Origin of the sequence: Streptomyces flaveolus (assembly GCF_044765825.1) — a bacterium.
Taxonomy (GTDB): domain Bacteria; phylum Actinomycetota; class Actinomycetes; order Streptomycetales; family Streptomycetaceae; genus Streptomyces; species Streptomyces flaveolus.
This window is the reverse complement of sequence record NZ_JBIWKU010000005.1, coordinates 171,711-195,157: the sequence shown is the minus strand read 5'-3', so window position 1 is coordinate 195,157 and position 23,447 is coordinate 171,711. Positions and strand designations below refer to the sequence as shown.

The window sequence follows — 23,447 nt, the reverse complement described above, 5'->3', positions numbered from 1 at the left end:
TCCGGTCTCCGGCGGGCGGCACGTCACTCCCGTCATACCTGAGAGCTACGCCGCGGATGAGCTCTCCGGCGGGACGCGGGTTACCCGCTCCGCTCCATAACGTCCCTTCCGGACACGCCCGATGAGCGGGCGCGCGGGAGGGGAGCGGCCATGGGGCCCGGTACGGCGGTACGTCGGCGTCGGCGCGCGGGGAGAGCACGCAGGGCCGTACTGGCGGCACTCGTCGCCGGTGCCGTGGCGTTCCCTCTCTCCGCCGCCGCGCGGCCCGAGATCCCCGCCCCGCCTCCCGCGGTGCTCGCCGCCCCGACGGCGGACACCCTGGCGGACACGTACGCCGCCAACCGGGCCAACGCGGCCGAGGCGGCCCGGATGGCCGACGCCCACGGCGACCGTCACCGCGCGGCGGCGGACCGCTCGCTGGCCGGCCCGTCCCGGCACCTGCTCGCCTTCGACGGGCGGGGCGCCGGCCTGGCCACGGAGGTCTTCGGCGACCTGGCCCACGCCGACCGCGTCGCCGTCCTGGTCCCCGGCTCCGACACCGGCCTCGACACCTACGGCCGGTTCCGCGCCGCCGCCCTCGCCCTGCACCGGCAGCTCCTCGCGCGGGCACCGGACGGCACCCGCACGGCGGTCGTGGCCTGGCTCGGCTACCGGACACCCGGCACCGTCAGCACCACGGTCGCCACCACCGGCCGCGCCGACGAAGCCGCCCCGAAGCTGCGCGGCCTGGTCGACGACCTGCGCGGCGTCACCGGCCCGCACGCCCGGGTGGCCCTCCTCTGCCACTCCTACGGCTCGGTCGTCTGCGCCCGTGCTGCCGCCGGCCTGGACGTCGCCGACATCGCCCTGGTCGGCAGCCCCGGCACCGGCGCCGACTCCGCCGCGGGCCTGCGCACGAGCGCCCGGGTCTGGGCGGCGAGGGGCACCGGCGACTGGGTGGAGCACGTCCCGCACCTCAGCGCCGGACTGTTCGGCACGACCCTCGGCTTCGGCACCGACCCGGTCTCCCCGGCCTTCGGCGCCCGGGTCTTCGACGCCGGAGACGGCGGCCACAGCGACTACTTCGACGCCGGCTCCCGCTCCCTGACGAACCTGGCCCGGATCGCCCTGGGCGAGACCACGGAGGTGACCCATGACTGACGTGAGGCGACCGGCCGGGGGCGGTGCCCTGAACGCCCTGCGGCGCACCGCCGCCCGGATCGACGCGGCGACGCCCGCCTCCAGGGACCGCGCGGTCGACGCGCTGCGCGCCTTCGCCGTCCTCGGCGTCGTCCTCGGCCACTGGCTGGTGACGGCCCTGGTCTCCGACGGCGGCGGCCTGCACACCGCCAGCCCCCTGCAGCACATGCCCGGGCTGGCCCCGGTCTCCTGGACCTTCCAGACCCTCGCGGTGTTCTTCCTGGTCGGCGGGCACGTGGCCACCCGTGGCTGGGCCACGGCCCGCGACCGGGGCACACCGTACCGGCGGTGGCTGGCCGCCCGGCTGGGCCGGCTGTTCCGGCCGGTCGTGGCCGTCCTCGCCCTGTGGACGGTGACCGCGGTCCTGCTGTTCCTGACCGGCGCCGACCACGGGACCGTCCGCACCCTGGTCAAACTGGCCCTGTCCCCGCTGTGGTTCCTGCTGGTCTTCGCCGCGCTGACCGCGGCAACGCCCCTGCTGGCCCGGCTGCACCCGCTGTGGCCGCTGGTCGTCGTCCTCCACGTCGACCTGCTGCGCTTCGGGCTCGGCGGGCCCTCCTGGCTCGGCTGGATCAACCTCGCCGCGGGCTGGACGGTCCCCTACACCCTCGGCGCCGCCTGGAGCCGCGGGGAGCTGGAGCACCGGAGGGCGGGCCGGGTCCTGCTCATCGGCGGTACGGCGGCGACCGCGGCGCTCGTCGCCTGGGCGGGCTACCCGGCGTCCATGGTCGGCGTCCCCGGCGCCGCCGTCTCGAACCTCAACCCGCCGACGCTGGCCGCGGTGACCTTCGGCCTGGCCCAGTGCGGCCTCGCCCTGCTGCTGCGCGAGCGGCTGCGCCGTGCGCTGCGGCGGCCGGTGGCCTGGGCGGCGGTGGCGCTGGTCAACCTCTTCGCGATGACGATCTTCCTGTGGCACCAGACGGCCATGATGGCGACCACCGCCACCGGGCTCCTCGCGGGCCGCCTGCCCGGCCTGCACACGCTCCCCGACGGACCGGCCTGGGTCGCGGCCCGGCTCGTCTGGCTGCCGGTGTTCGCCCTGGTCCTGGGCCTGTGCTGGGCGGCGTTCCACACCTTCGAACGCGGCGACGGCCGGCGCCGCTCACGGGTCGTCCGCACCCACCGCCCGCGGACCCGGGCGACGACGAAGGGCGTGCGGCATGTCTAGGCTGGGCGGCGTGATGCCAGGGGGGAGCAGGCGTGCGATCGGCACGCGTTGGCTGGGGGTGCTGCGCGACGACCTGTGGACCGCGCGGGTGGATCCGCTGCCGCCCTCGGTGTGGCTGCGCTGGTTCCCGCACGGGATCGTCTGTCTGGCCGCGTTCGGGGTCCTGCTCGGCGACGCGGCGCAGCTCGGTGACAACGGCGGACTCGGCGGAGGGCTTGCCTTCCTGATCGCCCTCGGCCAGAGCGGCGCGATGGTCCTCGCCCTGTGGCGGCCGGTCCCGGCGTGGTGGCTGTCCATGGCCGCCATGCTGGTGGGGGCCTTCGCGGTGCGGGCCGAGATGATCGCGAACGGTGCCGAGTTCACCTGGCCCTGGCCGGCCGCCGGGATCATCGGGCACATGCTCGTCCTGCTGCTGCTCGCCCTGCGGGCCCGCACCAGGGTCTCCTTCGAGGCGCTGGCCCTGAGCGTGCTGGCCACCTACGTCGTGCAAGGCGTGGTGGGCGCGCCGAACTACCAGCCGACCGGCCAGCTCGCCGTCATCCTGTTCGCGGTCGTCGCGGTGCTCGGCATCGCCCTGCGCGGCCGCCGCGAGGCCCGCACGCAACTCGCGGAGCAGACCACGCTCACCGCCGAGGAACGCGCCCGGCGCACCCTCCTGGAGGAGCGCAGCCGCATCGCGCGCGAGCTCCACGACGTCGTCGCCCACCACATGTCCGTCATCTCCATCCAGGCCCAGGTCGCCCCCCACCTCGTCGAGAACCCGCCGGACGAGCTGAAGGAGAACCTCGCGGGCATCCGCGAGAACGCGCTGGAGGCGCTGACCGAACTGCGCCGCGTCCTCGGCGTCCTGCGCTCCGAGGACCCCGACGTCCCGGAGGCGGCGCCCGACCGGAGCGGCACCGCCCCGCACGCCCCGCAGCCCACGCTCGACCGGCTCGACGCGCTGGTGGAGAACACCCGGGCCGCCGGGCTCACCGTGACCGTCGAGCAGGACGGCCGGCGCCGGCCGCTGCCGCCCGGCGTGGAGCTGTCGGCGTACCGGATCGTGCAGGAGGCGCTCAGCAACGTCCTGCGGCACGCGCCCGGCGCGAGGGCCCGGGTCCACCTCACGCATCTGGCGGCCGGGCTGCGCGTCGACGTCTCCAACACCCGGCCCACGCGGGCCCCGGCGCCGTCGCAGGGGGCGGGGCACGGGCTGCTCGGCATGCGGGAGCGGGTGGCGATGCTCGACGGCACCCTGAAGGCCGAGCGGCTGCCGGACGGCGGCTACCAGGTGGCCGCGTTCCTGCCGGCCGACGGCCCCGACCACGCGACCGGCCCTTCCGCCCGCCACTCCACCGCCCACTCCACCGAGGACGACACCCCATGACGACCGGCAGCGACGGCCGCGTGATCCGCGTACTGATCGCCGACGACCAGCAGATGGTCCGGCAGGGCTTCACCGTGCTGCTCAACACCCAGCCCGACATCGAGGTGGTCGGGCAGGCCGTCGACGGCCTGGACGCCGTGGCCAAGGTCGCCGAGCTCGTCCCGGACGTCGTCCTGATGGACATCCGCATGCCCGAGCTGGGCGGCATCGAGGCCACCCGGCGGATCACCGGGGCGACCCCGCAGATCAGGGTGCTCGTGCTGACCACCTTCGACCTGGACGAGTACGTGTACGAGGCGCTGCGGGCCGGCGCCTCCGGGTTCCTGCTGAAGGACGCGTCGGCCGACCAGCTCGCCGAGGCGGTCCGGGTGGTGGCGGCCGGGGACGCGCTGCTCGCGCCCGGCATCACCCGGCGGCTGCTCACCGAGTTCTCCCGGCTGCGCGAGGGGCCCCGGGCCCCGCTGAAGGAACGGGTCGGCGGCCTGACCGAGCGGGAGACGGAGGTGCTGGCCCTGATCGCGCAGGGACTGTCGAACGCGGAGATCGCCACCCGGCTGGTCGTCGCCGAGCAGACGGTGAAGACGCACGTGGGCCGGATCCTGGTGAAGCTGGGGCTCAGGGACCGGACGCAGGCGGCCGTGTTCGCGTACGAGTCGGGGCTGGTGCGGCCCTCCGGGTACTGAGCGGGGCGGGTCCCGTAGTACTTGAGACGGACACCGCAGGACCCCTCTCACTGGTGACGACCGCGCCCCCGGCCGCGCCTACCGTTGCCAGGGTGACCGAGACGACTCAGACGCGGACCGCCCCCTCCGGGAGCGGCGGCGCGCGCAGCCCGGAGTACCGGCTGGCCATGGACGCCCTGGGCGGACTGCGCCAGGACCTGTTCCACGACGCGTTCGCCTGCCGTCCGCTGCCGCTCATGGCGACGGACGGCCCGCTGACCCGCCGGCTCTCCGGGAAACCGCAGTGGTACGCCGCCCGCCTGCCGCACGCGGTGGTGATGGCCCTCGCCGTGATCGCCCTGTTCGGCGGTTCCGTCGCCGCGGGCACCATGGACGGGCCGGTGGCCCTGGTGAGCGGGCTGGTGTGCGCGGTACCGGTGCTGGCCACGCTGGTCCGGCCGGTCGGCGCCTTCTGGATGTCCATGGCGGCGACACCGGTGGTCGCGGTGCTGGACGGCAACCTGGGCGAATGGCCGTGGCAGCCCGGCGCCTTCATCTGCCATCTGACGGTGCTGGTGATCGTGGCGATACGCACCCGGCCCCGCACCGCCGCCTGGATGTGGGCCCTCACCGCCGCCTACGCCTTCCTCGTGGAGACCCTGATCGGCGACGGCGAGTTCAACACGTCGGCGCCCATGCTGGTCCTGTCCGCCCTGGCCCTGCTGATGGTCGCGGTCCGGCACGTCCGCCGCGAGGCCCGGCAGGAGGTGACCGCGCAGCGCACGGTCACCGCGCACGAGCGGTCCCGGCGCACCCTGCTGGAGGAGCGCACCACGATCGCCCGCGAGCTGCACGACGTGGTCGCCCACCACATGTCGGTGGTCGCCATCCAGGCCGAGGCCGCGCCCTACCGGGTGGAGAATCCGCCCGAGGAGCTGGAGCGGGCCTTCGCCACCATCCGGGAGAACGCGGTGGCGGCGCTGACCGAGCTGCGCCGGGTCCTCGGTGTCGTCCGCGCCGAGGACTACGAGGCGCCGGACGCCCCGCAGCCCACGCTCGCCGACCTGGACGCGCTGCTCGCCAATGTGCGCGACGCGGGCCTCACCGTGGACAAGGCGGTGACCGGCGCGGTGCGCGAACTGCCGCCCGGCGTGGAGCTGTCGGCGTACCGGATCGTGCAGGAGGCGCTCAGCAACACCCTGCGGCACGCGCCCGGCGCCACCGCGCGCGTCGAGGTCTCCTACGTCCTGGGCGGCCTGGGCCTCAGGATCGTCAACGGCCCGATGCCCGAACCGTCCCTGGTCAAGCCCTCGCCCGGTGCCGGGCACGGCATCACCGGCATGGGGGAACGCGTGTCGATGCTGAACGGCGAGATGACGGCCGGCCAGGCCGACGACGGTGGGTACGAAGTGGCGGTGTTCCTGCCGGTCACCGCCGTGAGCGAAGGGGACGCATGACCGACCGCACGATCCGGGTCCTGATCGCCGACGACCAGATGATGGTGCGCGAGGGCTTCTCGGTGCTGCTGAACGCGATGCCGGACATCGAGGTCGCCGGCGAGGCGGTCAACGGCCGGGACGCGGTCGAGAAGGTCCGCGAACTCGCCCCGGACGTCGTCCTGATGGACATCCGCATGCCCGAGCTGAACGGCATCGAGGCGACCCGGCGGATCATCGCCGCGGACGGCGCGGCGAAGGTGCTAGTGCTGACCACCTTCGACCTGGACGAGTACGTGTACCAGGCGCTGCGCGCGGGCGCCTCCGGCTTCCTCCTCAAGGACGCCTCCGCCCGTCAACTCGCCGACGGGGTACGGGTGGTGGCCGCCGGTGAGGCACTCCTCGCCCCTTCGATCACCAAGCGCCTGATCACCGAGTTCTCCAAGCTGTCCGACGGCCCCCGCCCCATGCCGTCGGCGCACGCGGCGTACGGCGATCTGACCGAGCGGGAGACGGAGGTGCTGGTGCTGATCGCGCAGGGCCTGTCGAACGCGGAGATCGCCGAGAACCTGGTGGTCGCCGAGTCGACGATCAAGACCCACGTCAGCCGGATCCTGGTGAAACTGGGCCTCAGGGACCGCACCCAGGCGGCGGTCTTCGCCTACGAGGCCCGCCTGGTGACGCCGGGCTGACCGGCGGGCCTGGTCAGGGCGGTCCGGCCGCGCTAGCGTCCGGCCATGGCAGCCTTCGACCCGTGGGACGCGGACTTCGTCGCCGACCCCTACCCCGCCTTCGCCGAACTGCGGGCCCGGGGACGCGTGCACTACTACGAGCCCACCGACCAGTGGCTGGTCCCGCACCACGCGGACGTCTCGGCGCTGCTGCGCGACCGCCGGCTGGGCCGCACCTACCTGCACCGCTTCAGCCACGAGGACTTCGGCCGCACCCCGCCCCCGCCGGAACACGAGCCCTTCCACACGCTCAACGACCACGGCATGCTCGACCTGGAGCCGCCGGACCACACCCGTATCCGGCGTCTGGTGTCCAAGGCGTTCACCCCGCGCACGGTGGAGCGGCTGCGGCCCTACGTGCACGGGCTGGCCGACGACCTGGTGGCCCGGCTGGTGGCGGCGGGCGGCGGCGACCTGCTGACGGACGTGGCCGAACCGCTGCCGGTCGCGGTGATCGCCGAGATGCTGGGCATCCCCGAGTCCGACCGCGCGCCCCTGCGCCCCTGGTCGGCGGACATCTGCGGCATGTACGAGCTGAACCCGTCCGAGGAGACGGCGGCGAAGGCGGTCCGCGCGTCGCTCGACTTCTCCGACTACCTGCGCGGACTGATCGCCGCCCGCCGCAAGGAGCCGGGCGACGACCTGATCTCGGGGCTGATCGCGGCGCACGACGAGGACGACGACCGCCTCACCGAGCAGGAGATGATCTCGACCTGCGTCCTGCTCCTGAACGCGGGCCACGAGGCCACGGTCAACGCGACGGCCAACGGCTGGCTGGCCCTGTTCCGCAACCCGGACCAACTGGCGGCCCTGCGCGCGGACCATGCGCTGATCCCCTCCGCCGTGGAGGAGCTGATGCGCTACGACACCCCGCTCCAGCTCTTCGAACGCTGGGTGCTGGACGACATCGAGATCGACGGGACGACGATCCCGCGCGGCGCGGAGATCGCGATGCTGTTCGGCTCCGCCAACCACGACCCGGCCGTCTTCACCGCCCCGGACCGCCTGGACCTGACCCGCCGCGACAACCCCCACATCTCCTTCAGCGCGGGCATCCACTACTGCATCGGCGCCCCCTTGGCCCGCATCGAACTGGCGGCCTCGATGAACGCCCTGCTGAAGCAGGCCCCGACCCTCACCCTGACCGAGGAACCGAAGCGCAGGCCCAACTTCGTCATGCGCGGCTTGGAAACCCTGCACGTAACCGCGTAACCGCGTAACCGCGTAACCCACCCGGCCGCCCCGGTCGCCCAGCCGCCCCAGCCGTCCTGGCGCGCCTGCCACCCCGGCCGTCCCGGCGCCCGTGCCGCCCGGCACCCCGGCGCCCCTGCCGTCGAGCGCCCGGGTCGCCCAGCCGCCCGGTCGCCCCAGCCGTCCTGGCGCGCCTGCCACCCCGGCCGTCCCGGCGCCCCGGCGCCCCTGCCGTCGAGTCGCCCGGGTCGCCCAGTCGCACCGGTCGCCCCAGGCGCGGGCAATCGTGCCGCAGGGCGGCACGGGTGGGCGCGGCGGCACCCGGTGAGCGCCGGCCCGCGCACGCACCCCGCCCAGCCCCGACGGACGGTCACCCCACGACATCCCGGCGCCGCAGCCCCGCGAGCCCCACCCCCACCAGCACACCCGCGATCAGCACCAGCACCAGCACCGGCGGCCAGCTCATCGCCCCACCCGGCACCTTCGGCAGATGCCCGAACGGCGACACATCGAGCACCCCCCGCGGCACATCCAGCGCGGGCCCGACCCACCCGAGCAGCAGCACCGCCCCGGCGACCCCCCACGCCGCGACCGCCCCCCGCGGCAGCACCCCGTGCAGCAGCACCGCCGCCCCGCCGATCACCCACACCGCGGGCACCTGCACGAGACACGCGCCCAGGATCGCCCCGGCGTCCTTGCCGTACCCCGCGGCGAAACCCAGCCCCGCGAGCAGCATGATGAGAACCGCGCCGCCGAAGGCGATCACCAGGTGCCCGGCGGCCCACCGCAGCCGGCCCACGGCCCCCGCGAGCACCGGCTCCGCCCTCCCGGACGTCTCCTCACCGCTGAGGCGCAGCACCGACGCCACCACGTACAGCGCGGCGATCAGCCCGAGCATCCCGACCATCGCCGACACGAACGCGTCCGTCAGCCCGGCCTGCCCGCCCATCCGCTCGATGACCGCGCGGGCCTGCTCGTTGTCGCCGACCAGATCGGCCGCGCCCTCCGTCATCCCGCCGTAGACGGCCCCGGCCAGGAGGAAGCCGACGCTCCAGCCGAGCAGACTGCCCCGCTGCAACCGCCAGGCCAGCGCGCCGGCCGTGCCCAGCCGGCCGTGCGCCGGGCCCGGCCGGGTCGGCAGGAAGCTCATGCCGAGGTCCCGGCGCCCGGCCAGCCCGTAGGCCACCACGCCCTGCACCACGGCCGCGCCGGCGAGCAGCACCAGCACCCACCACCGCTCGGCGGCGAAGGCCCGCAGGTTCGTCTGCCAGCCCAGCGGCGACAGCCACGTCAGCACCGACGAGCCGTCGTTGTTCGCCGAGTCGCCCGCCGCGCGCAGGACGAACGCGGCCCCGAGGACCCCCGCCGTCAGGCCGCGCGCCAGCCGCGCGCTCTCCGTCAGCTGGGCGACGACGGCCGCCGTCGTGGCGAAGACCATCCCGACGCCCGCGACGCCGAGCCCGAGGGCCACCGCTCCGGCCACCCCCTGTCCGGCCAGCCCGGCGGCCACCAGCACCGCCAGGGCACCGTTCGCGACCGCCGCCGTCAGCAGGGCCGCGGTCAGCGGGGCGCGGCGGCCGACCATCCCGGACGCGACCAGTTCCTGCCGGCCGCTCTCCTCCTCGTCGCGGGTGTGGCGGATGACGACCAGGAGGCTCATGACGGCCGCGAGGGCGGCGGCGTAGACGCCGACGCGCCAGGCCGTGAGCGCGCCGAGCGAGTCGCCGAAGACGGGGCCGACCATCGCGCGCAGGGAGGAGCCGGTCTGCATCTGCCGCACCAGATCGGCGCGTTCGGCCGCGGTGCCGTACAAGCCGTTGAGGGTGCCCGGCATGGACAGCACCATGAGCGCGTTCACCGCGACCCAGACGGGGATCAGCACCCGGTCGCGGCGCAGGGCGAAGCGCAGCAGCGTGCCGGTGCCGGCCAGGTGGCGGGAGCCGCCGGTCCGGGCCGCGAAGGCCGTCGTGGTGGCCGTGGCGGTCATCGCGACGCCACCTCCTCGGCGGCCCCGGCCTGGTAGTGCCGCAGGAACAGTTCCTCCAGCGTCGGCGGCGTCGACGTCAGGGACCGCACACCGGACTCGCTCAGGGACCGGAGCACCGCGTCCAGCTTGTCGGTGTCGACCTGGAGCCGCACCCGGCGGCCCCGGACGTCGAGGTCGTGCACGCCCGGCAGACGGGCCAGCCCGTTCGGGGCGGCGGCGAGCTCGGCGGTCACGCTGGTCCGGGTCAGATGGCGCAGGTCGGCGAGCGAGCCGCTCTCCACGGTCCGCCCCTTGCGGATGATGCTGACCCGGTCGCACAGCTCCTCGACCTCGCTGAGGATGTGGGAGGAGAGCAGGACCGTCCGGCCGCGCTCCCGTTCCTCGGCCACGCAGCGCTGGAAGACCTCCTCCATCAGCGGGTCGAGACCGCTGGTCGGCTCGTCGAGGATCAGCAGGTCCACGTCCGAGGCGAAGGCGGCGACCAGCGCGACCTTCTGCCGGTTGCCCTTGGAGTACGTCCGGCCCTTCTTGGTCGGGTCCAGCTCGAAGCGCTCGACCAGTTCCGCCCGGCGCCGGGTGTCCAGGCCGCCGCGCAGCCGTCCGTAGAGGTCGATGACCTCGCCGCCGGAGAGGTTGCGCCACAGCGTCACGTCTCCGGGCACGTAGGCGATCCGGCGGTGCGCCTCCACGGCGTCGGCCCACGGATCGCGGCCGAGCACCTGGGCGGCGCCCGAGTCGGCGCGCAGCAGGCCGAGCAGGACGCGGATGGTGGTGGACTTGCCGGATCCGTTCGGGCCGAGGAAGCCGTGGACCTCGCCGGCCTCGACGTCCAGGTCGAGGCCGTCCAGCGCGTGCGTCCGGCCGAACGACTTGTGGAGTCCGGAGACGCTGATTGCCTTCGTCATGGTTCGGAACGTACGCTGCATTCAGAAATTTGTGAAGTTAAGAAACCGTCAGGGTGGTGAGAGATGATCGAACGATGACGGAAGAAGCGGATGCCAGGGGGCCCGGGCGTGATCCCGAGGCGGTGTCGAGGTTCGTGGAGGGTTTCGCCGCGCAGCTCGTCGAGGCCGGGATGCAGCGCATGCCGGCCCGGGTGTTCGCCGCGCTGCTCGCCTCCGACTCCGGTTCCCTGACCTCCGCCGAACTCGGCGAACAGCTCCGGGTCAGCCCGGCCGCCGTCTCCGGGGCCGTCCGGTACCTCGCCCAGCAGCACATGGTGTCGCGGGAGCGGGAACCCGGCTCCCGGCGGGAGCGGTACCGGGTGCACAGCAACCAGTGGTACGAGGCGCTGACCAGCCGCGAGGCCGTGATCAAGCGATGGGAAGGCGCGCTGCGGGAGGGCGTCACCAGCCTCGGCGCCGGGACCCCGGCGGGCCGCCGGATGGCCGAGACGCTGGCGTTCTTCGAGTTCATCGACGGCGAGATCGCGGCCATGATGGACCGCTGGCGCGACCACCGGGGGAAACTCTTCGGAAGCTAGCCGGGTGCCGTCCGGATCAGCTCGCAGGAGCGGACCCGGCCCTCACCCCGGCAGCGTCAGCCCCCACGCCCCCTTCCGGGCCACCCACGTCCGCGTCCGTACCGGCCCCGACACCACCGCGTCCGCCCGGTACCGGTAGTGCGCCCCCGACACCGTCACCGTCCGCCCCGTCGCCGTCAGCGGCGACGCCTCCGCGCCCACCGACACCGGACGCACCTCCACCTCGGCCAGCCCACCGGCGCCCGGCAGGACCGACACCGCGTCGACCGGCTGGTCCAGGTCCACCAGCGTCACCCCGTCGACCTCCACCCGCAGCCGGGCCGGACCGGACGTGCCGGGGCCGGCGGTGATCCGGGCCGGCCGCGCGGGGGCCAGCGTCCGGACCAGGGACTGGCAGGTCCGCAGCCAGGGCCGGCCCGCCGCATGCGCCCCGCCCTCGGCGTCCGCGTCCGTGTCCTCGCGCACCGTGGCCGGCGGTATGCCCACCTCGCCGAGCACCACCCCGTCGCTGTCGTCGACGAGCAGGTCCAGCCGCCGTACCGCCCCGTCCAGCACCGCCCGCGCCGCCGCCACCGCGCCCGTCGGCAGCCCGAGCGACCGGGTGAGGCCGAGCACCGGCCCCACCGGCACCACCGACAGCGCGCATTCGGCCAGCTCCCGCTGCCGGTGCAGCACCGCGACGGCCCGCAGCAGCGCACGGTCGTCGCCGATCACGACGGGGCGCCGCGACCCCCGCCGCCGCAGGGCCCGCGCGAACTCCTCGGGGTCCTCCGGCAGGCACACCTTCGTGTGCGCCGCACCCGCGCCGAGCACGTCCTTCGCGATCCGGACGGACTCGCCGTCCGCCCGCCGGGCGACCGGATCGACGACCACCAGAAGCTGATCGGGCGTCGCGGATGATCTCGCGGAAGTCGCCACCTCGGCCATGCCTCGCTTCCTCGGGTAGCATCTTTGTGCAAGAGCCCCTTGCGCTATTGCGCCAGGGGCTTCGTCTATTCCGGGGCATCCGGTCCGACGGTTGGCGGCCAACGACGGCCGCGGTGCACGCGGTGGATCCCCTCCGCGTACGCCCTCGACCATGGACATGCCCCGCCCGGAAGGGGTGTACGCGCGTGCCCGCACTTGTGCTGCTCGGTGCTCAGTGGGGTGACGAAGGCAAGGGAAAGGCGACGGACCTGCTCGGTGGTTCCGTCGACTATGTGGTGCGCTACCAGGGCGGCAATAACGCCGGCCACACGGTAGTCGTGGGTGACCAGAAGTACGCCCTTCACCTGCTCCCTTCCGGAATCCTGTCTCCCGGCTGCACGCCGGTCATCGGCAACGGCGTCGTCGTCGACCCGTCGGTCCTGTTCTCCGAGCTGAGCGGGCTGAACGAGCGAGGCGTCGACACGTCCAAGCTCCTGATCAGCGGTAACGCGCACATCATCACGCCGTACAACGTGACCGTCGACAAGGTGACGGAACGCTTCCTCGGCAAGCGCAAGATCGGCACCACCGGGCGCGGCATCGGCCCGACCTACGCCGACAAGATCAACCGCGTCGGTATCCGCGTCCAGGACCTGTACGACGAGTCGATCCTCACCCAGAAGGTCGAGGCGGCGCTCGACGTCAAGAACCAGATGCTCACCAAGCTCTACAACCGGCGCGCGATCGCCGTCGACCAGGTGGTCGGGGAGCTGCTGGGCTACGCGGAGAAGCTCCGCCCGTACGTCGCCGACACGGTCCTGGTCCTCAACCAGGCCCTGGAGCAGGACAAGGTGGTCCTCTTCGAGGGCGGCCAGGGCACGCTGCTCGACATCGACCACGGCACCTATCCCTTCGTGACCTCGTCGAACCCGACCGCGGGCGGCGCTTGCACCGGCGCCGGCGTGGGCCCGACGAAGATCAGCCGCGTCATCGGCATCCTCAAGGCGTACACGACCCGTGTCGGCGCCGGCCCGTTCCCGACCGAGCTGTTCGACGAGGACGGCGAGGCCCTGCGCCGCATCGGCGGGGAGCGTGGTGTCACCACCGGCCGTGACCGCCGCTGCGGCTGGTTCGACGCGGTCATCGCCCGCTACGCCACCCGCGTGAACGGCCTGACCGACTTCTTCCTCACCAAGCTCGACGTCCTCACCGGCTGGGAGCAGATCCCGGTCTGCGTGGCGTACGAGATCGACGGCAAGCGCGTCGAGGAGCTGCCGTACTCGCAGTCCGACTTCCACCACGCGAAGCCGGTCTACGAGATGCTGCCGGGCTGGAGCGAGGACATCAGCAAGGCGAAGACCTTCGCCGAGCTGCCGAAGAACGCCCAGGCGTACGTCAAGGCGCTCGAGGAGATGTCCGGCGCGCCGATCTCCGCGATCGGCGTGGGCCCGGGCCGGGACGAGACGATCGAGATCAACTCGTTCCTGTAGGCCCGCCGGGTTCTCTCGGCTGCCGTTCGGCCCTCCCGGCCGGGCGGCAGCCCACGGCACGGTGTGGGATCGGAGACATGACCGACCGCGACCGTGCCGCTTCCTGCCAGGGCCCGTACGGAGCCGAGGGTGCCCCCGGGGACTGCGGCGACCCGGCCCGCTTCGAGGTCGCCCGGTACCGCCGGACGCCGCTGACGGTGTGCCCCGTGCATCTGGGGCCGGCGCTGCTGCTGGCCGAAGGGGTGCTCTGGCCGCCGGAGATCCGCCTGATCCGCTGACCCCGGCCCCCGTCACCGCCGACGCCGGACACGGAGAAGTCGAACGAGGCCATCGGAGCTGAACGCCGAGACCGAGGTGTCCCCGGTCGTGAACGTGGAGGACCTGCGGAAGGGGCTCTCCCAGCTCGGCTGACCGGGCGGGCACCGGTCAGCTGAAGACGATCATCGACCCCTGGGCCAGGCTCCGCGTGGCCGCCGCGTGCAGCCCCAGCCACACATGGCGCTCCCGCGCGAAGGGGCTGGGATCGTACGGCGCCGCCACGGCCAGTTCCTCCAGCTCCGTCGGGGCGAGCGGCGGCTGCGGCGGCGCCGGCGGATTGGCCGGGTCGATGCCGAGGGCCGGGGCGACGGCCTCCAGCTCCCGCAGCAGCGTGTGCGAGGAGCCCAAGGGCCCGCCGTTCGCCAGGAGTTCGTCGCTGGACAGCGGATGCGGGAAGTCGACCGGGACGTAGGCGCCCGCGTGGTCGTAGTGCCAGACCAGATGCGACTGCTGGGCCGTCGCCTCGAACATCTCCAGCAACTGCTCGTAGTCCCCGCCGAGTTCGTCCACCGGCGTCACCGGCAGCCCGCACACCTGGAGCAGGTACGCCCGGCGCAGGAAGTGCAGCGCGTCGTAGTCGAAACCGGCGACCGGGGCCACCTCGCCGGACAGGCCCGGCATGTACTGGTACACCGGCACCGGCGGCAGCCCGGCCTCGGCGAGCACCTTGTCGTATTGCGCGAGTTCCTCGGCGAACGGGTTGTCCGGCGTGTGGCACAGGATGTCGACGAGCGGGACCAGCCACAGGTCACAGGCCAAAAGAGGGCTCCTCACACAGCACGGTGGTCAAGAAAGCGTAGTCGGTGCGTGGTGCGTGCAGGTCCCATACCCATCTGGGACCGGGCCACGACACGTCGGGCGTTGGTCATCGGCCCGTTCTCGTCCGTCGCCCGTCCGCCGCTCATCCCCCGGTGAGCCGCTCGACGAGGGCGAGGGAGTGGGCGTTGTACGCGTCGACGAGCGCCCGGGCGGCCGGGGCGTCGCGCCGGGCGAGGGCGTCGACCAGTTCGGTGTGCCCGGACCACAGGGCGCCGCGCAGGTCGCTGAGCCGGCGCAGATGCTGCACCGTGCACACCCAGCTCTGCACGCGCAGCCGGTGCAGGAAGTCGGAGAGATAGGGGTTGCCGAACAGGGCGGCCAGCTCCCGCCAGTACCGCAGGTCGTAGCCGATGAGGACGGTGAGGTCACCGGCCACGGCGGCGCGCTGGGCCTCCTCGCCGCGCCGGCGCACCCCCGAGAGGGCGGCGACGAGCCGCTGGCCGTCGGGGAACCGTTGCCCCCGGGGGTCGTCGGCGAGGGCGACGAACATCCCGTCGGTGACGAGGCTGCGGGCCTCGACCATGCCGCGGAAATCGGCGACGGAGTACTCGTGCACGCGGAATCCGCGGTGGTGGTCGGTGTCGAGGAGCCCCTGCGCGGACAGGTCGACCAGGGCCTCGCGCACGGGCGTCGCGGACACCCCGTACTGCTCGGCGATCTCCTTGACGGTGAACTCCTGCCCGGGCCGGAGCCGTCCGGCCAGCACCTCGTCGCGGAGCGCGTCGGCGATCTGGCGCCGCAGGGTGCTGCGCGTCACGGCGCCGCTGGGGCCGGGCATGGTCGGGCGTTCTCCTCGTCGGGTGCGGGCGGCGTGCTCGTACACCTGGTCGGCGTGTACGAGCACGTCACCTTACGCGCCCGGGGCGCCCCGGGGGCCGGTCGGCCGACGGGGTCTACTCCGTGTACTCGTCCGCCACGGACAGTGCCGTGTCCAGCGCCGCCAGGCCCTCCTTGAGCTCCGCCTCGCTGACGTTGCACGGCGGCACCACGTGGGTCCGGTTCATGTTCACGAACGGCCACACGCCGTGGGCCTTGGCGGAGGCGGCGAACGCGGCCATCGGGGTGTTGTCCTGCCCGGTCGCGTTGTACGGCACCAGCGGCTCCCGGGTCTCCCGGTTCTTCACCAGCTCCAGCGCCCAGAACATGCCGGTGCCGCGCACGTCGCCGACGCTCGGGTGGCGCTCGGCCAGCTCCCGCAGCGCGGGCTCGACGACCTCGGCACCGAGCCGGGCCGCGTGCTCGACGATGCCCTCCTCGGCCATCACGTCGAGCGTGGCGACGGCGGCGGCGCAGGCCAGCGGGTGCCCGGAGTACGTCAGCCCGCCCGGGTAGGGCCGCTCGGCGAACGTCGCGGCGATATTCGCGGAGATCGCGACACCGCCCAGCGGGACATAGCCCGAGTTCACGCCCTTGGCGAAGGTCAGCAGGTCCGGCACGACGTCGTACAGGTCCGCGGCGAACCACGAGCCGGTGCGCCCGAAGCCGGCCATGACCTCGTCCAGGACGAAGACGATCCCGTACTTGTCGCAGATCTCGCGGACCCCGGCCAGGTAACCGGCCGGCGGCATCATGATCCCCGCCGTGCCCGGGATCGTCTCCAGGATGATCGCGGCGACGGTCCCCGGCCCCTCGAAGACGATCGTCGACTCCAGGTGCTCCAGCGCCCGCGCGCACTCCTGCTCCTCGGTCTCGGCGTAGAAGCGCGAGCGGTACAGGAAGGGCGCCCAGAAGTGCACGACCCCGGCCGTGCCGCTGTCCGAGGCCCAGCGGCGCGGGTCGCCGGTGATGTTGATCGCCTGCTGGGTGCCGCCGTGGTACGAGCGGTACGCCGACAGCACCTTCGGCCGCCCGGTGTGCAGCCGCGCCATGCGCACGGCGTGCTCGACGGCGTCGGCGCCGCCGTTGGTGAAGAAGATCTTGTCCAGGTCGCCGGGCGTGCGCTCGGCGATCAGCCGTGCCGCCTCCGAGCGCGCCTCGACGGCGAACGCGGGCGCGAACGTCGTCATCTTCGCGGCCTGCTCCTGGATCGCGGCGACGACCTTGGGGTGCTGGTAGCCGATGTTGGTGTAGACGAGTCCGCTGGCGAGGTCGAGGTAGCGCTTCCCGTCGTAGTCCCAGAAGTACGACCCTTCGGCGCCCGCGACGGCGAGCGGGTCGATGAGCTCCTGTGCTGACCAGGAGTGGAAGACGTGCGCACGGTCCGCGGCCTTCACGGCGGCGCCGGCCTGGGGATTGGGCTGAGGGGTCATGCGGCCGAGGGTAGATGTCCGCGATGCGGAAACGGAATCGGCGTCCTGTATGTGGTCGGGGGCTTTCCACGACAGGTTGTCGACACGGCGGGGCCCGGGAATCAATTGACAGTATACTGTCGAAATGACAGCCTTCTGTCATAAGCCTCTGCTCCGAGGAGGAGTCATGAACGGCACCGGCAAGCCCGTCCACCTCGCCGTGTACGACACCCTCGCCGACTGGGAGACCGGCCACGCCACGGCGTACCTGGCCCGCGGCGGGTACGAGGTCCGCACCGTCGGCCCGACCACCGCCCCCGTCACGAGCATCGGCGGCCTGCGTGTCCAGCCCGGTCTCGCCCTGGCCCACCTGCGCCCCGAGGACAGCTCCCTGCTGATCCTCCCGGGCGCCGACCTGTGGGACACGACGGACGACCTCGCCCCGTTCGCCCGCGCCGCCCGCGCCTTCCTGGACGCCGGCGTGCCCGTCGCCGCCATCTGCGGCGCCACCGCCGGACTCGCCCGCGAGGGCCTGCTCGACGACCGCGCCCACACCAGCGCCGTCTCCTTCTATCTGGCGGCCACCGGCTACGCGGGCGGCGCGCGGTACGTCGAGGCCGACGCGGTCACCGACGGCGGCCTGATCACCGCCGGTCCCACCGAGCCGGTCGCCTTCGCCCGCGAGATCCTCGGCCTGCTCGGCGTGTACGAGGGCGAGGTGCTCGACGCCTGGTACCGGCTGTTCCACGACTCCGACCCGACCGCGTACGCCGTGCTGGAGAGGGCGGGCGCCGCGTGAGCCGCCGGCGGCAGGACCTGCTCAGCCGCAGCGCCCTCGGCGTCTTCCGGCTCAACGGACAGTTCCTCGCCGCCGCCGAGGAACTGTCCCGCCCCGCCGGACTCACCGCCGCCCGGTGGCAGGTGCTCGGCGCGGTGCTGCGCGAGCCGCTGCCCGTCTCCGGTGTCGCGCGCGTCATGGGCATCACGCGGCAGAGCGTGCAGCGCGTCGCCGACCTGCTGGTGGAGCGCGGCCTCGCCGAGTACCGGCCCAACCCGGCCCACCGCCGCGCCAAACTCCTCGCGCCGACCGACGCGGGCCGCGCGGCCGTCTCCCGGATGGACCCGGGACACGCGGCCCTCGCGGACCGGCTGGCCGAGGCGTACGGGGGAGAGGCGGAACTGGCGACGGCGGTCGAGGTCCTCGAACGCCTGTCGAAGGCACTGGACGCGATCGAGGGCCCGCCTGTTACGGAAACGTAGACAAGGCCGCCTCTCCCCGGGCCCACCCCGCACTATCCTCGGGATGTTGCTCACGTGCGGGGGGAAGGCGGCGCAACATGCACAAGCTCGGGGGCGGGGACCCGCAGCGCATCGGGTCCTACCGGCTGCTGGGGCGGCTCGGCGCCGGCGGCATGGGGACGGTCTACCTCGCCCGGTCGGACCGGGGACGCACCGTCGCCGTCAAGCTGGTGCGCGAGGAACTGGCCGCGCTGGAGGAGTTCCGCCAGCGGTTCCGCCAGGAGGTCGAGTCCGCGCGCCGGGTCGGCGGGTACTGGACGGCGCCCGTGCTGGACGCCGACACCGAGGCCGCCGTGCCGTGGGTCGCCACCGGGTACGTCGCCGGGCCCAGCCTCCAGCAGGTCGTCGGGCACGACCACGGTGCCCTCCCGGAACGCTCGGTACGGACCCTGGCGGCCGGGCTCGCGCACGCCCTCCAGGACATCCACGCCGCCGGGATCGTGCACCGCGACCTCAAGCCGTCCAACGTGCTCGTCACCATCGACGGCCCCCGCGTCATCGACTTCGGCATCGCGCGGGCCCTTGAGACGGTGACCGACGGCGGACTCACCCGCACCGGCGCGCTCGTCGGATCGCCCGGCTTCATGGCGCCCGAGCAGGTGCGCGGCGACCGGATCACGCCCGCCTGCGACGTCTTCTGCCTCGGCTCGGTCCTCGCCTACGCCGCCACCGGCGACCTGCCCTTCGGCACCGCCAACAGCGGGGTGCACGCGCTGATGTTCCGCATCGCGCAGGAGGAACCCGACCTGGAGGCCGTGCCCGAGGGCATTGCCGACCTGGTCCGCGACTGCCTGAAGAAGGACCCGGCGGCGCGTCCCTCCCTCGCCGCGGTGCTGGAGCGCACGGGCGCGCAGGACACCGTCACGGAGGGCCGCTCCAGAGACCCCTGGCTCCCCAGCGCACTGGTGGCCCAGCTCGGCCGGCACGCGGTACGGCTGCTGGACACGGAGAACCCGGAGGACGCGGGGGGATCGGTGCCCTCCGCATCGGTTCCGCCGGCCCCGGTCCCACCGGCGTTGGGGTCGCCGCCGCCGTTCCCCCCGGCACCGGGGCTGCCGGCGGCCGGGGAGCCTGCCGCCGCGGCCTCCGCCGCCGCAGGCTCCGCAGCGGCGGGATCCGCTGCCGCCGAGCCCGACTCCGGCCGCCCGGGGCAGACGCCCTCACCGGACCCCGGCGACGCGGCTCCGGACCGGAACCCCGGCGACGCGGCTCCGGGGGCCGCCGGGAATCCGGGGCCCCCGCCACCGCGGCAGCCGGGCAGCGGTGCGCCGGCGAACCACCTCCCCACGCTGGTCGCGGGCGGCCCGGGCGCCCCTGCGCCCCCGCCCACGAGCCCCGCCCCCGCACACGGCCACCCGCAACAGCACCCCTCTCACCCGCCCGCGCACGGCTACGCCCCGGCACCGGCCTGGATCCAGCCGCCGGGAGCGCAGGGGGCGCCGCCACCGCAGTACCACCCGTACGGCGGCCTCGGCTCGACGCCGCCCTACGGGCCGCCGCCGGGTGGCACCCCGCCGTACGGGCCCCCGCCCTACGGGCCGGTCCAGGAACCGTCCCGAAGAGGCCGTTCCACCGCGCTGCTGGTCGTCGTCGCCCTGGTCGTCGCGCTCGGCGCCGGCGGCTCGGTCTACGCGCTGATGAGCGGGGGCAAGGAGGACGACGGGGCGGGCGGCGACCCGACGACCACGTCGGCCGCCCCCGAGACCCCGGGCACCGACACGTCGGGACCGGCCCCGACGAACGGCACGTCGAGCGCGCCGGAGACCCCGGCCTCCCCGGACGGCACGATCCCCGCCGCGTACCTGGGCACGTGGGCCACGACCATCGACAACGCCTCCGGCGTGCACAGCCGTCGGCTGACCATCCAGCAGGGCGAGGTCGGCGACACGGTCATGTCCCTCGTCGCCGACGGCCCCGCCGGCAACAGCACCTACCACTGCGTCTTCGAGGCCGACCTGACCACCGACCCGGGCACGGACGGCCCCCTGCGCCTGGGCCCCTCCACGGTGACGACGGGCCCGGCCTCCTCCTGCACCCCGGGAGAACCCACCGAGGTCACGCTCCTGCCCAACGGCACCCTCACCCGCACGAACACGACCACAGGAGAAACCCTGAACTACACCCGCCAGTAAGCCGCCGCAGCCGCGGGCCCCGCCCTCGTCGCTGCCGTAGCTGCGGGCAATCGTGCCGCTGGGGCGCCACGGGTGGGCGCAGCGGCACCCGCCAGCGCCGGGCCACGCGACCCACCCCCGGCCCCGCCTCAGTGCCGGGCACTCCGCTGGCGCGGGGCCACGCGACGCACCCCCGCCCCCCGCCTCAGCGCCGGGCAGCCCGCCAGCGCGGGGCCACGAGATGCACCCCCGCCCCCGCCTCAGCGCCGGGCACCCCGCCAGCGCCGGGCCACGCGACGCACCCCCCGGCCCCGCCTCACCGCCGGGCACAGCCCGACGCCGGCCACGCAACCACCCTCACCCCCGCCGGCTCACCTCGGCTCCGGCGGCCGCTGCCGAGGCATGTTCGGCCGAGCCCCGTTCGACGCCACGGAAAACCTCCCCGGGACCCCCGCCCCCACGTCCGACCGCCCCCCGCCGCCCCCCAGCGACTGAAGCCCCAACGGCGCCGACCCGGCCCGGAAATCCACCATCCAGTCCGCCGTCTCCGCCCGCACCAGCTCCGTCACGTCCTCGGAGAACCTCCGCAGCACCCCCAGACACCGCTCGGCCGCCTCACTCGCCGTCCCGTCGGCGGGCCCCAGCACCTCCCGGACACTCTCCGACGCCCAGTCGAACTGCAGCGCCTGCAGCCGCCGCTGCACCGCCTGCGCCGTCGCCATGTCCCGCATCCACCCGGCGGTCACCCCGAAGTACCGGTCCCCGGCCACGCACGCCACCCCGAGCAGCAGCGCGAGATACCCCCAGGGCCCGGCCCCGCCCGCTACCCCCGTCATGTCCAGCAACGGCAGCACCGCCCCGGCCAGCGCCCCCACCGCGGCCCCGCCCCGCAGCAGCCGTGCCCCCCGCCGCTTCCACACCCGGTCCGCGAGATACCAGGCCGCCGTCTCCAGCGCGCCCCGCTCCACCCACCGGTACAGCTCGTCCAGCCGCTCGGCGGGCAGCGCCCAGTCGCCGAGCGGAAGCGCCCGTCCGGTCAGGTCGCCCGGACACGGCCCGGCCGCCCCCTCGCCGCGCGGTCCGTCCTGTGGCGGCCCCTCGGGCTGCATCTCCGGCTGACCCACCCGGCACTCCCTACTGCTCACCGTCCGTGAAGACCTCGCGGCGCTCGTGTGACACGCGAGGCTGACGCGCCGGACCCTTCCTACCGCCCAATGGGTGGCGAAGACCCGGCTTTGGCCTCTTGTCCGCCCGGAAGAGGTCCTTGATCAGGTATAGGGCGCCCGCTCGAATCACTCGAAAGAGTGCTGGGGCGAGGGCCGCTCGGACCACGTAGGCTCGTGCCGAACGGGAAAAACCCGCCGCGACAGCGCGGCGACAGCGGTGACAGGAGCTGAACGTGATCCCCGGTGGTGGCCAGCCCAACATGCAGCAGCTGCTCCAGCAGGCGCAGAAGATGCAGCAGGACCTCGCGAGGGCGCAGGAGGAACTGGCGCAGACGGAGGTCGACGGACAGGCGGGCGGTGGCCTGGTGAGGGCCACCGTCACGGGCTCCGGCGAACTGCGCGGCCTCAGGATCGACCCGAAGGCGGTGGACCCGGAGGACACCGAGACCCTCGCCGACCTGATCGTGGCCGCCGTGCAGGCGGCCAACGAGAACGCGAAGAGCCTCCAGGAGCAGAAGCTGGGCCCGCTCGCCCAGGGTCTGGGCGGCAGCGGCATCCCCGGCCTGCCTTTCTAAGACGGGCCGGGGCCCTCTACCGTACGTAGTGAAGGAACCTCAGGAAGGACGGCAGTCCGTTGTACGAAGGCGTGGTCCAGGACCTCATCGACGAACTGGGGCGGCTGCCCGGCGTCGGTCCCAAGAGCGCGCAGCGGATCGCCTTCCACATCCTCCAGGCGGAACCGACCGACGTACGGCGCCTCGCCCAGGCCCTCATGGAAGTGAAGGCCAAGGTCCGCTTCTGCGCGACCTGCGGCAACGTCGCGCAGGAGGAGCGGTGCAACATCTGCCGCGACCCGCGCCGCGATCCTTCCGTCATCTGCGTGGTGGAGGAACCGAAGGACGTCGTCGCCATCGAGCGCACCCGCGAGTTCCGCGGCCGGTACCACGTGCTCGGCGGCGCGATCAGCCCGATCGACGGGGTGGGGCCCGACGACCTGCGCATCCGTGAACTGCTCGCCCGCCTGGCGGACGGCACGGTCACGGAACTGATCCTGGCCACGGACCCGAATCTGGAGGGCGAGGCCACGGCCACGTATCTCGCCCGCATGATCAAGCCCATGGGCCTCAAGGTCACCCGCCTGGCCAGCGGCCTCCCGGTGGGCGGCGACCTGGAATACGCGGACGAGGTGACCCTCGGCCGCGCCTTCGAGGGGAGACGACTCCTAGATGTCTGACGCCACGCTGCACGCGACCAACCAGAACCCCGACGACTTCGCGGTCCAGATCGCCGACCAGATCGAGAGCTTCCTGGTCGCGGTCACGGAGGTGGCCAAGGGCGACGAACCGGACTCGGCCGTCCCCTTCCTCCTCCTCGAGGTCTCCCAGCTCATGCTGGCCGGCGGACGCCTGGGCGCCCACGAGGACATCGTCCCCGACGAGCGGTACGAGCCCGACCCGGGCCCGGAGCTGGACGTGGACGACCTCCGCGAGAACCTGGCCCGCCTCCTGGAGCCGATCGACGTCTACTCCGAGGTCTTCGACCCCTACGAGCCGCGCAGGGCCCCGGTCCCGGCCCGTATCTCGGACGACCTCACCGACGTCATCACCGACCTCCGCCACGGCATGGCCCACTACAAGTCGGGCCGCACCACGGAGGCGCTGTGGTGGTGGCAGTTCTCCTACTTCTCCAACTGGGGTTCCACGGCGTCGGCGACCCTGCGCGCCCTCCAGTCGGTCGTCGCCCACGTCCGGCTGAACCAGCCGCTCGAGGAGCTGGACGGCCTGGACACCGACCAGGACCTCGGTGACGACGCTTTGGAACGGGAGGCCGGCCGCGTGATGGTGCAGGAGATCGCGGGCCCGCTGGGCCTGCGCCCGGTCACGTAGCCCCCGCTTGTGAACGTG

The 23,447-nt window shown here is 73.8% G+C and carries 23 protein-coding genes; 16 read left to right on the top strand and 7 right to left on the bottom strand.

Translation table 11 applies throughout. From position 1 onward, the window contains the following. Nucleotides 1–150: 150 nt before the first annotated feature. From ACIRG6_RS17250 to ACIRG6_RS17220, 7 genes are read left to right on the top strand one after another with little or no spacing between them, the layout of a single operon-like run. Complete coding sequence (locus tag ACIRG6_RS17250; RefSeq protein WP_364683280.1) at nt 151–1,140, top strand: alpha/beta hydrolase; 990 nt, start codon at nt 151–153, stop codon at nt 1,138–1,140. Beyond that, nucleotides 1,133–2,347, top strand: coding sequence for an acyltransferase family protein (locus ACIRG6_RS17245; RefSeq protein WP_403323363.1), 1,215 nt, complete (start codon nt 1,133–1,135; stop codon nt 2,345–2,347). Before ACIRG6_RS17250 ends, ACIRG6_RS17245 begins: the two co-directional genes overlap by 8 nt. Further along, nucleotides 2,340–3,716, top strand: coding sequence for a sensor histidine kinase (locus ACIRG6_RS17240; RefSeq protein WP_403323360.1), 1,377 nt, complete (start codon nt 2,340–2,342; stop codon nt 3,714–3,716). Before ACIRG6_RS17245 ends, ACIRG6_RS17240 begins: the two co-directional genes overlap by 8 nt. After that, nucleotides 3,713–4,399 (top strand): response regulator, encoded by a 687-nt coding sequence (locus ACIRG6_RS17235; RefSeq protein ID WP_403323357.1) that lies wholly within the window; start codon nt 3,713–3,715, stop codon nt 4,397–4,399. Before ACIRG6_RS17240 ends, ACIRG6_RS17235 begins: the two co-directional genes overlap by 4 nt. A 53-nt stretch (nt 4,400–4,452) precedes the next feature. Then, nucleotides 4,453–5,835 carry a sensor histidine kinase gene (locus ACIRG6_RS17230; RefSeq protein ID WP_403323354.1) on the top strand — a complete coding sequence of 461 codons (1,383 nt, stop codon included), beginning with the start codon at nt 4,453–4,455 and terminating at the stop codon, nt 5,833–5,835. Then, a complete protein-coding gene (locus ACIRG6_RS17225; protein WP_365023201.1) occupies nt 5,832–6,506 on the top strand; it encodes a response regulator transcription factor in 675 nt (224 codons plus the stop codon). The genes ACIRG6_RS17230 and ACIRG6_RS17225 overlap by 4 nt, the downstream gene beginning before the upstream one ends. Before the next feature lie 45 nt (nt 6,507–6,551). Then, a complete protein-coding gene (locus tag ACIRG6_RS17220) occupies nt 6,552–7,757 on the top strand; it encodes a cytochrome P450 (RefSeq protein ID WP_364822988.1) in 1,206 nt (401 codons plus the stop codon). A gap of 349 nt (nt 7,758–8,106) precedes the next feature. On the opposite strand, the gene ACIRG6_RS17215 is transcribed toward ACIRG6_RS17220, so the two are convergent. Both ACIRG6_RS17215 and ACIRG6_RS17210 read right to left on the bottom strand, forming a co-directional pair. Beyond that, a complete protein-coding gene (locus tag ACIRG6_RS17215; RefSeq protein WP_403323350.1) occupies nt 8,107–9,723 on the bottom strand; it encodes an ABC transporter permease in 1,617 nt (538 codons plus the stop codon). After that, entirely contained in the window at nt 9,720–10,628 is a 909-nt protein-coding gene (locus ACIRG6_RS17210) for an ABC transporter ATP-binding protein (protein WP_403323347.1), read from the bottom strand. Before ACIRG6_RS17210 ends, ACIRG6_RS17215 begins: the two co-directional genes overlap by 4 nt. A gap of 74 nt (nt 10,629–10,702) precedes the next feature. Between ACIRG6_RS17210 and ACIRG6_RS17205 the strand changes: the two genes are divergently transcribed. Further along, nucleotides 10,703–11,206, top strand: coding sequence for a GbsR/MarR family transcriptional regulator (locus ACIRG6_RS17205; RefSeq protein WP_318213713.1), 504 nt, complete (start codon nt 10,703–10,705; stop codon nt 11,204–11,206). Between the two features lie 42 nt (nt 11,207–11,248). On the opposite strand, the gene ACIRG6_RS17200 is transcribed toward ACIRG6_RS17205, so the two are convergent. Then, a complete protein-coding gene (locus ACIRG6_RS17200; RefSeq protein ID WP_364683265.1) occupies nt 11,249–12,133 on the bottom strand; it encodes a diacylglycerol kinase family protein in 885 nt (294 codons plus the stop codon). Between the two features lie 185 nt (nt 12,134–12,318). Here ACIRG6_RS17200 and ACIRG6_RS17195 point away from each other — a divergent pair, with 185 nt between their 5' ends. Together ACIRG6_RS17195 and ACIRG6_RS17190 are read left to right on the top strand one after the other, a co-directional pair. After that, a complete protein-coding gene (locus tag ACIRG6_RS17195; protein WP_161165297.1) occupies nt 12,319–13,602 on the top strand; it encodes an adenylosuccinate synthase in 1,284 nt (427 codons plus the stop codon). Between the two features lie 77 nt (nt 13,603–13,679). Next, the gene (locus ACIRG6_RS17190) at nt 13,680–13,880 is read left to right on the top strand and encodes a hypothetical protein (protein ID WP_239765145.1); all 201 of its coding nucleotides are present in this window, start codon (nt 13,680–13,682) and stop codon (nt 13,878–13,880) included. 148 nt (nt 13,881–14,028) lie between these two features. Here the strand turns inward: ACIRG6_RS17190 and ACIRG6_RS17185 are convergent, their stop codons facing one another. The 3 genes from ACIRG6_RS17185 to ACIRG6_RS17175 form a co-directional block, all read right to left on the bottom strand. After that, nucleotides 14,029–14,679 carry a hypothetical protein gene (locus ACIRG6_RS17185; RefSeq protein ID WP_403323342.1) on the bottom strand — a complete coding sequence of 217 codons (651 nt, stop codon included), beginning with the start codon at nt 14,677–14,679 and terminating at the stop codon, nt 14,029–14,031. Nucleotides 14,680–14,821: 142 nt separating this feature from the next. Next, nucleotides 14,822–15,517 (bottom strand): GntR family transcriptional regulator, encoded by a 696-nt coding sequence (locus ACIRG6_RS17180; protein ID WP_318216308.1) that lies wholly within the window; start codon nt 15,515–15,517, stop codon nt 14,822–14,824. A 115-nt stretch (nt 15,518–15,632) separates the two neighbouring features. Further along, nucleotides 15,633–16,988, bottom strand: coding sequence for an aspartate aminotransferase family protein (locus tag ACIRG6_RS17175; RefSeq protein WP_403323339.1), 1,356 nt, complete (start codon nt 16,986–16,988; stop codon nt 15,633–15,635). Between the two features lie 166 nt (nt 16,989–17,154). On the opposite strand from ACIRG6_RS17175, the gene ACIRG6_RS17170 reads away from it, so the two are divergent. The 3 genes from ACIRG6_RS17170 (at nt 17,155) to ACIRG6_RS17160 (ending at nt 20,398) form a co-directional block, all read left to right on the top strand. Further along, complete coding sequence (locus ACIRG6_RS17170; protein WP_403323336.1) at nt 17,155–17,766, top strand: DJ-1/PfpI family protein; 612 nt, start codon at nt 17,155–17,157, stop codon at nt 17,764–17,766. Then, nucleotides 17,763–18,227, top strand: a complete 465-nt coding sequence (locus ACIRG6_RS17165; RefSeq protein WP_364683256.1) for a MarR family winged helix-turn-helix transcriptional regulator — start codon at nt 17,763–17,765, stop codon at nt 18,225–18,227. The genes ACIRG6_RS17170 and ACIRG6_RS17165 overlap by 4 nt, the downstream gene beginning before the upstream one ends. A gap of 77 nt (nt 18,228–18,304) precedes the next feature. Next, entirely contained in the window at nt 18,305–20,398 is a 2,094-nt protein-coding gene (locus ACIRG6_RS17160; protein ID WP_403323333.1) for a serine/threonine-protein kinase, read from the top strand. Nucleotides 20,399–20,748: 350 nt separating this feature from the next. Here ACIRG6_RS17160 and ACIRG6_RS17155 read toward each other — a convergent pair whose 3' ends face one another. Further along, nucleotides 20,749–21,501, bottom strand: a complete 753-nt coding sequence (locus tag ACIRG6_RS17155) for an SLATT domain-containing protein (protein WP_364683252.1) — start codon at nt 21,499–21,501, stop codon at nt 20,749–20,751. A gap of 275 nt (nt 21,502–21,776) precedes the next feature. On the opposite strand from ACIRG6_RS17155, the gene ACIRG6_RS17150 reads away from it, so the two are divergent. Genes ACIRG6_RS17150 through ACIRG6_RS17140 form a run of 3 tightly spaced genes read left to right on the top strand, consistent with a single transcriptional unit; the run spans nt 21,777 to nt 23,429 of the window. Then, nucleotides 21,777–22,118, top strand: a complete 342-nt coding sequence (locus tag ACIRG6_RS17150; protein ID WP_189229995.1) for a YbaB/EbfC family nucleoid-associated protein — start codon at nt 21,777–21,779, stop codon at nt 22,116–22,118. A 59-nt stretch (nt 22,119–22,177) separates the two neighbouring features. Further along, nucleotides 22,178–22,777: a recombination mediator RecR gene (recR, locus tag ACIRG6_RS17145; RefSeq protein WP_350721591.1), complete on the top strand. Its 600-nt coding sequence runs from the start codon at nt 22,178–22,180 to the stop codon at nt 22,775–22,777. Beyond that, nucleotides 22,770–23,429 (top strand): DUF5063 domain-containing protein, encoded by a 660-nt coding sequence (locus ACIRG6_RS17140; RefSeq protein WP_350721590.1) that lies wholly within the window; start codon nt 22,770–22,772, stop codon nt 23,427–23,429. Before recR ends, ACIRG6_RS17140 begins: the two co-directional genes overlap by 8 nt. The last annotated feature ends 18 nt before the right edge of the window (nt 23,430–23,447 follow it).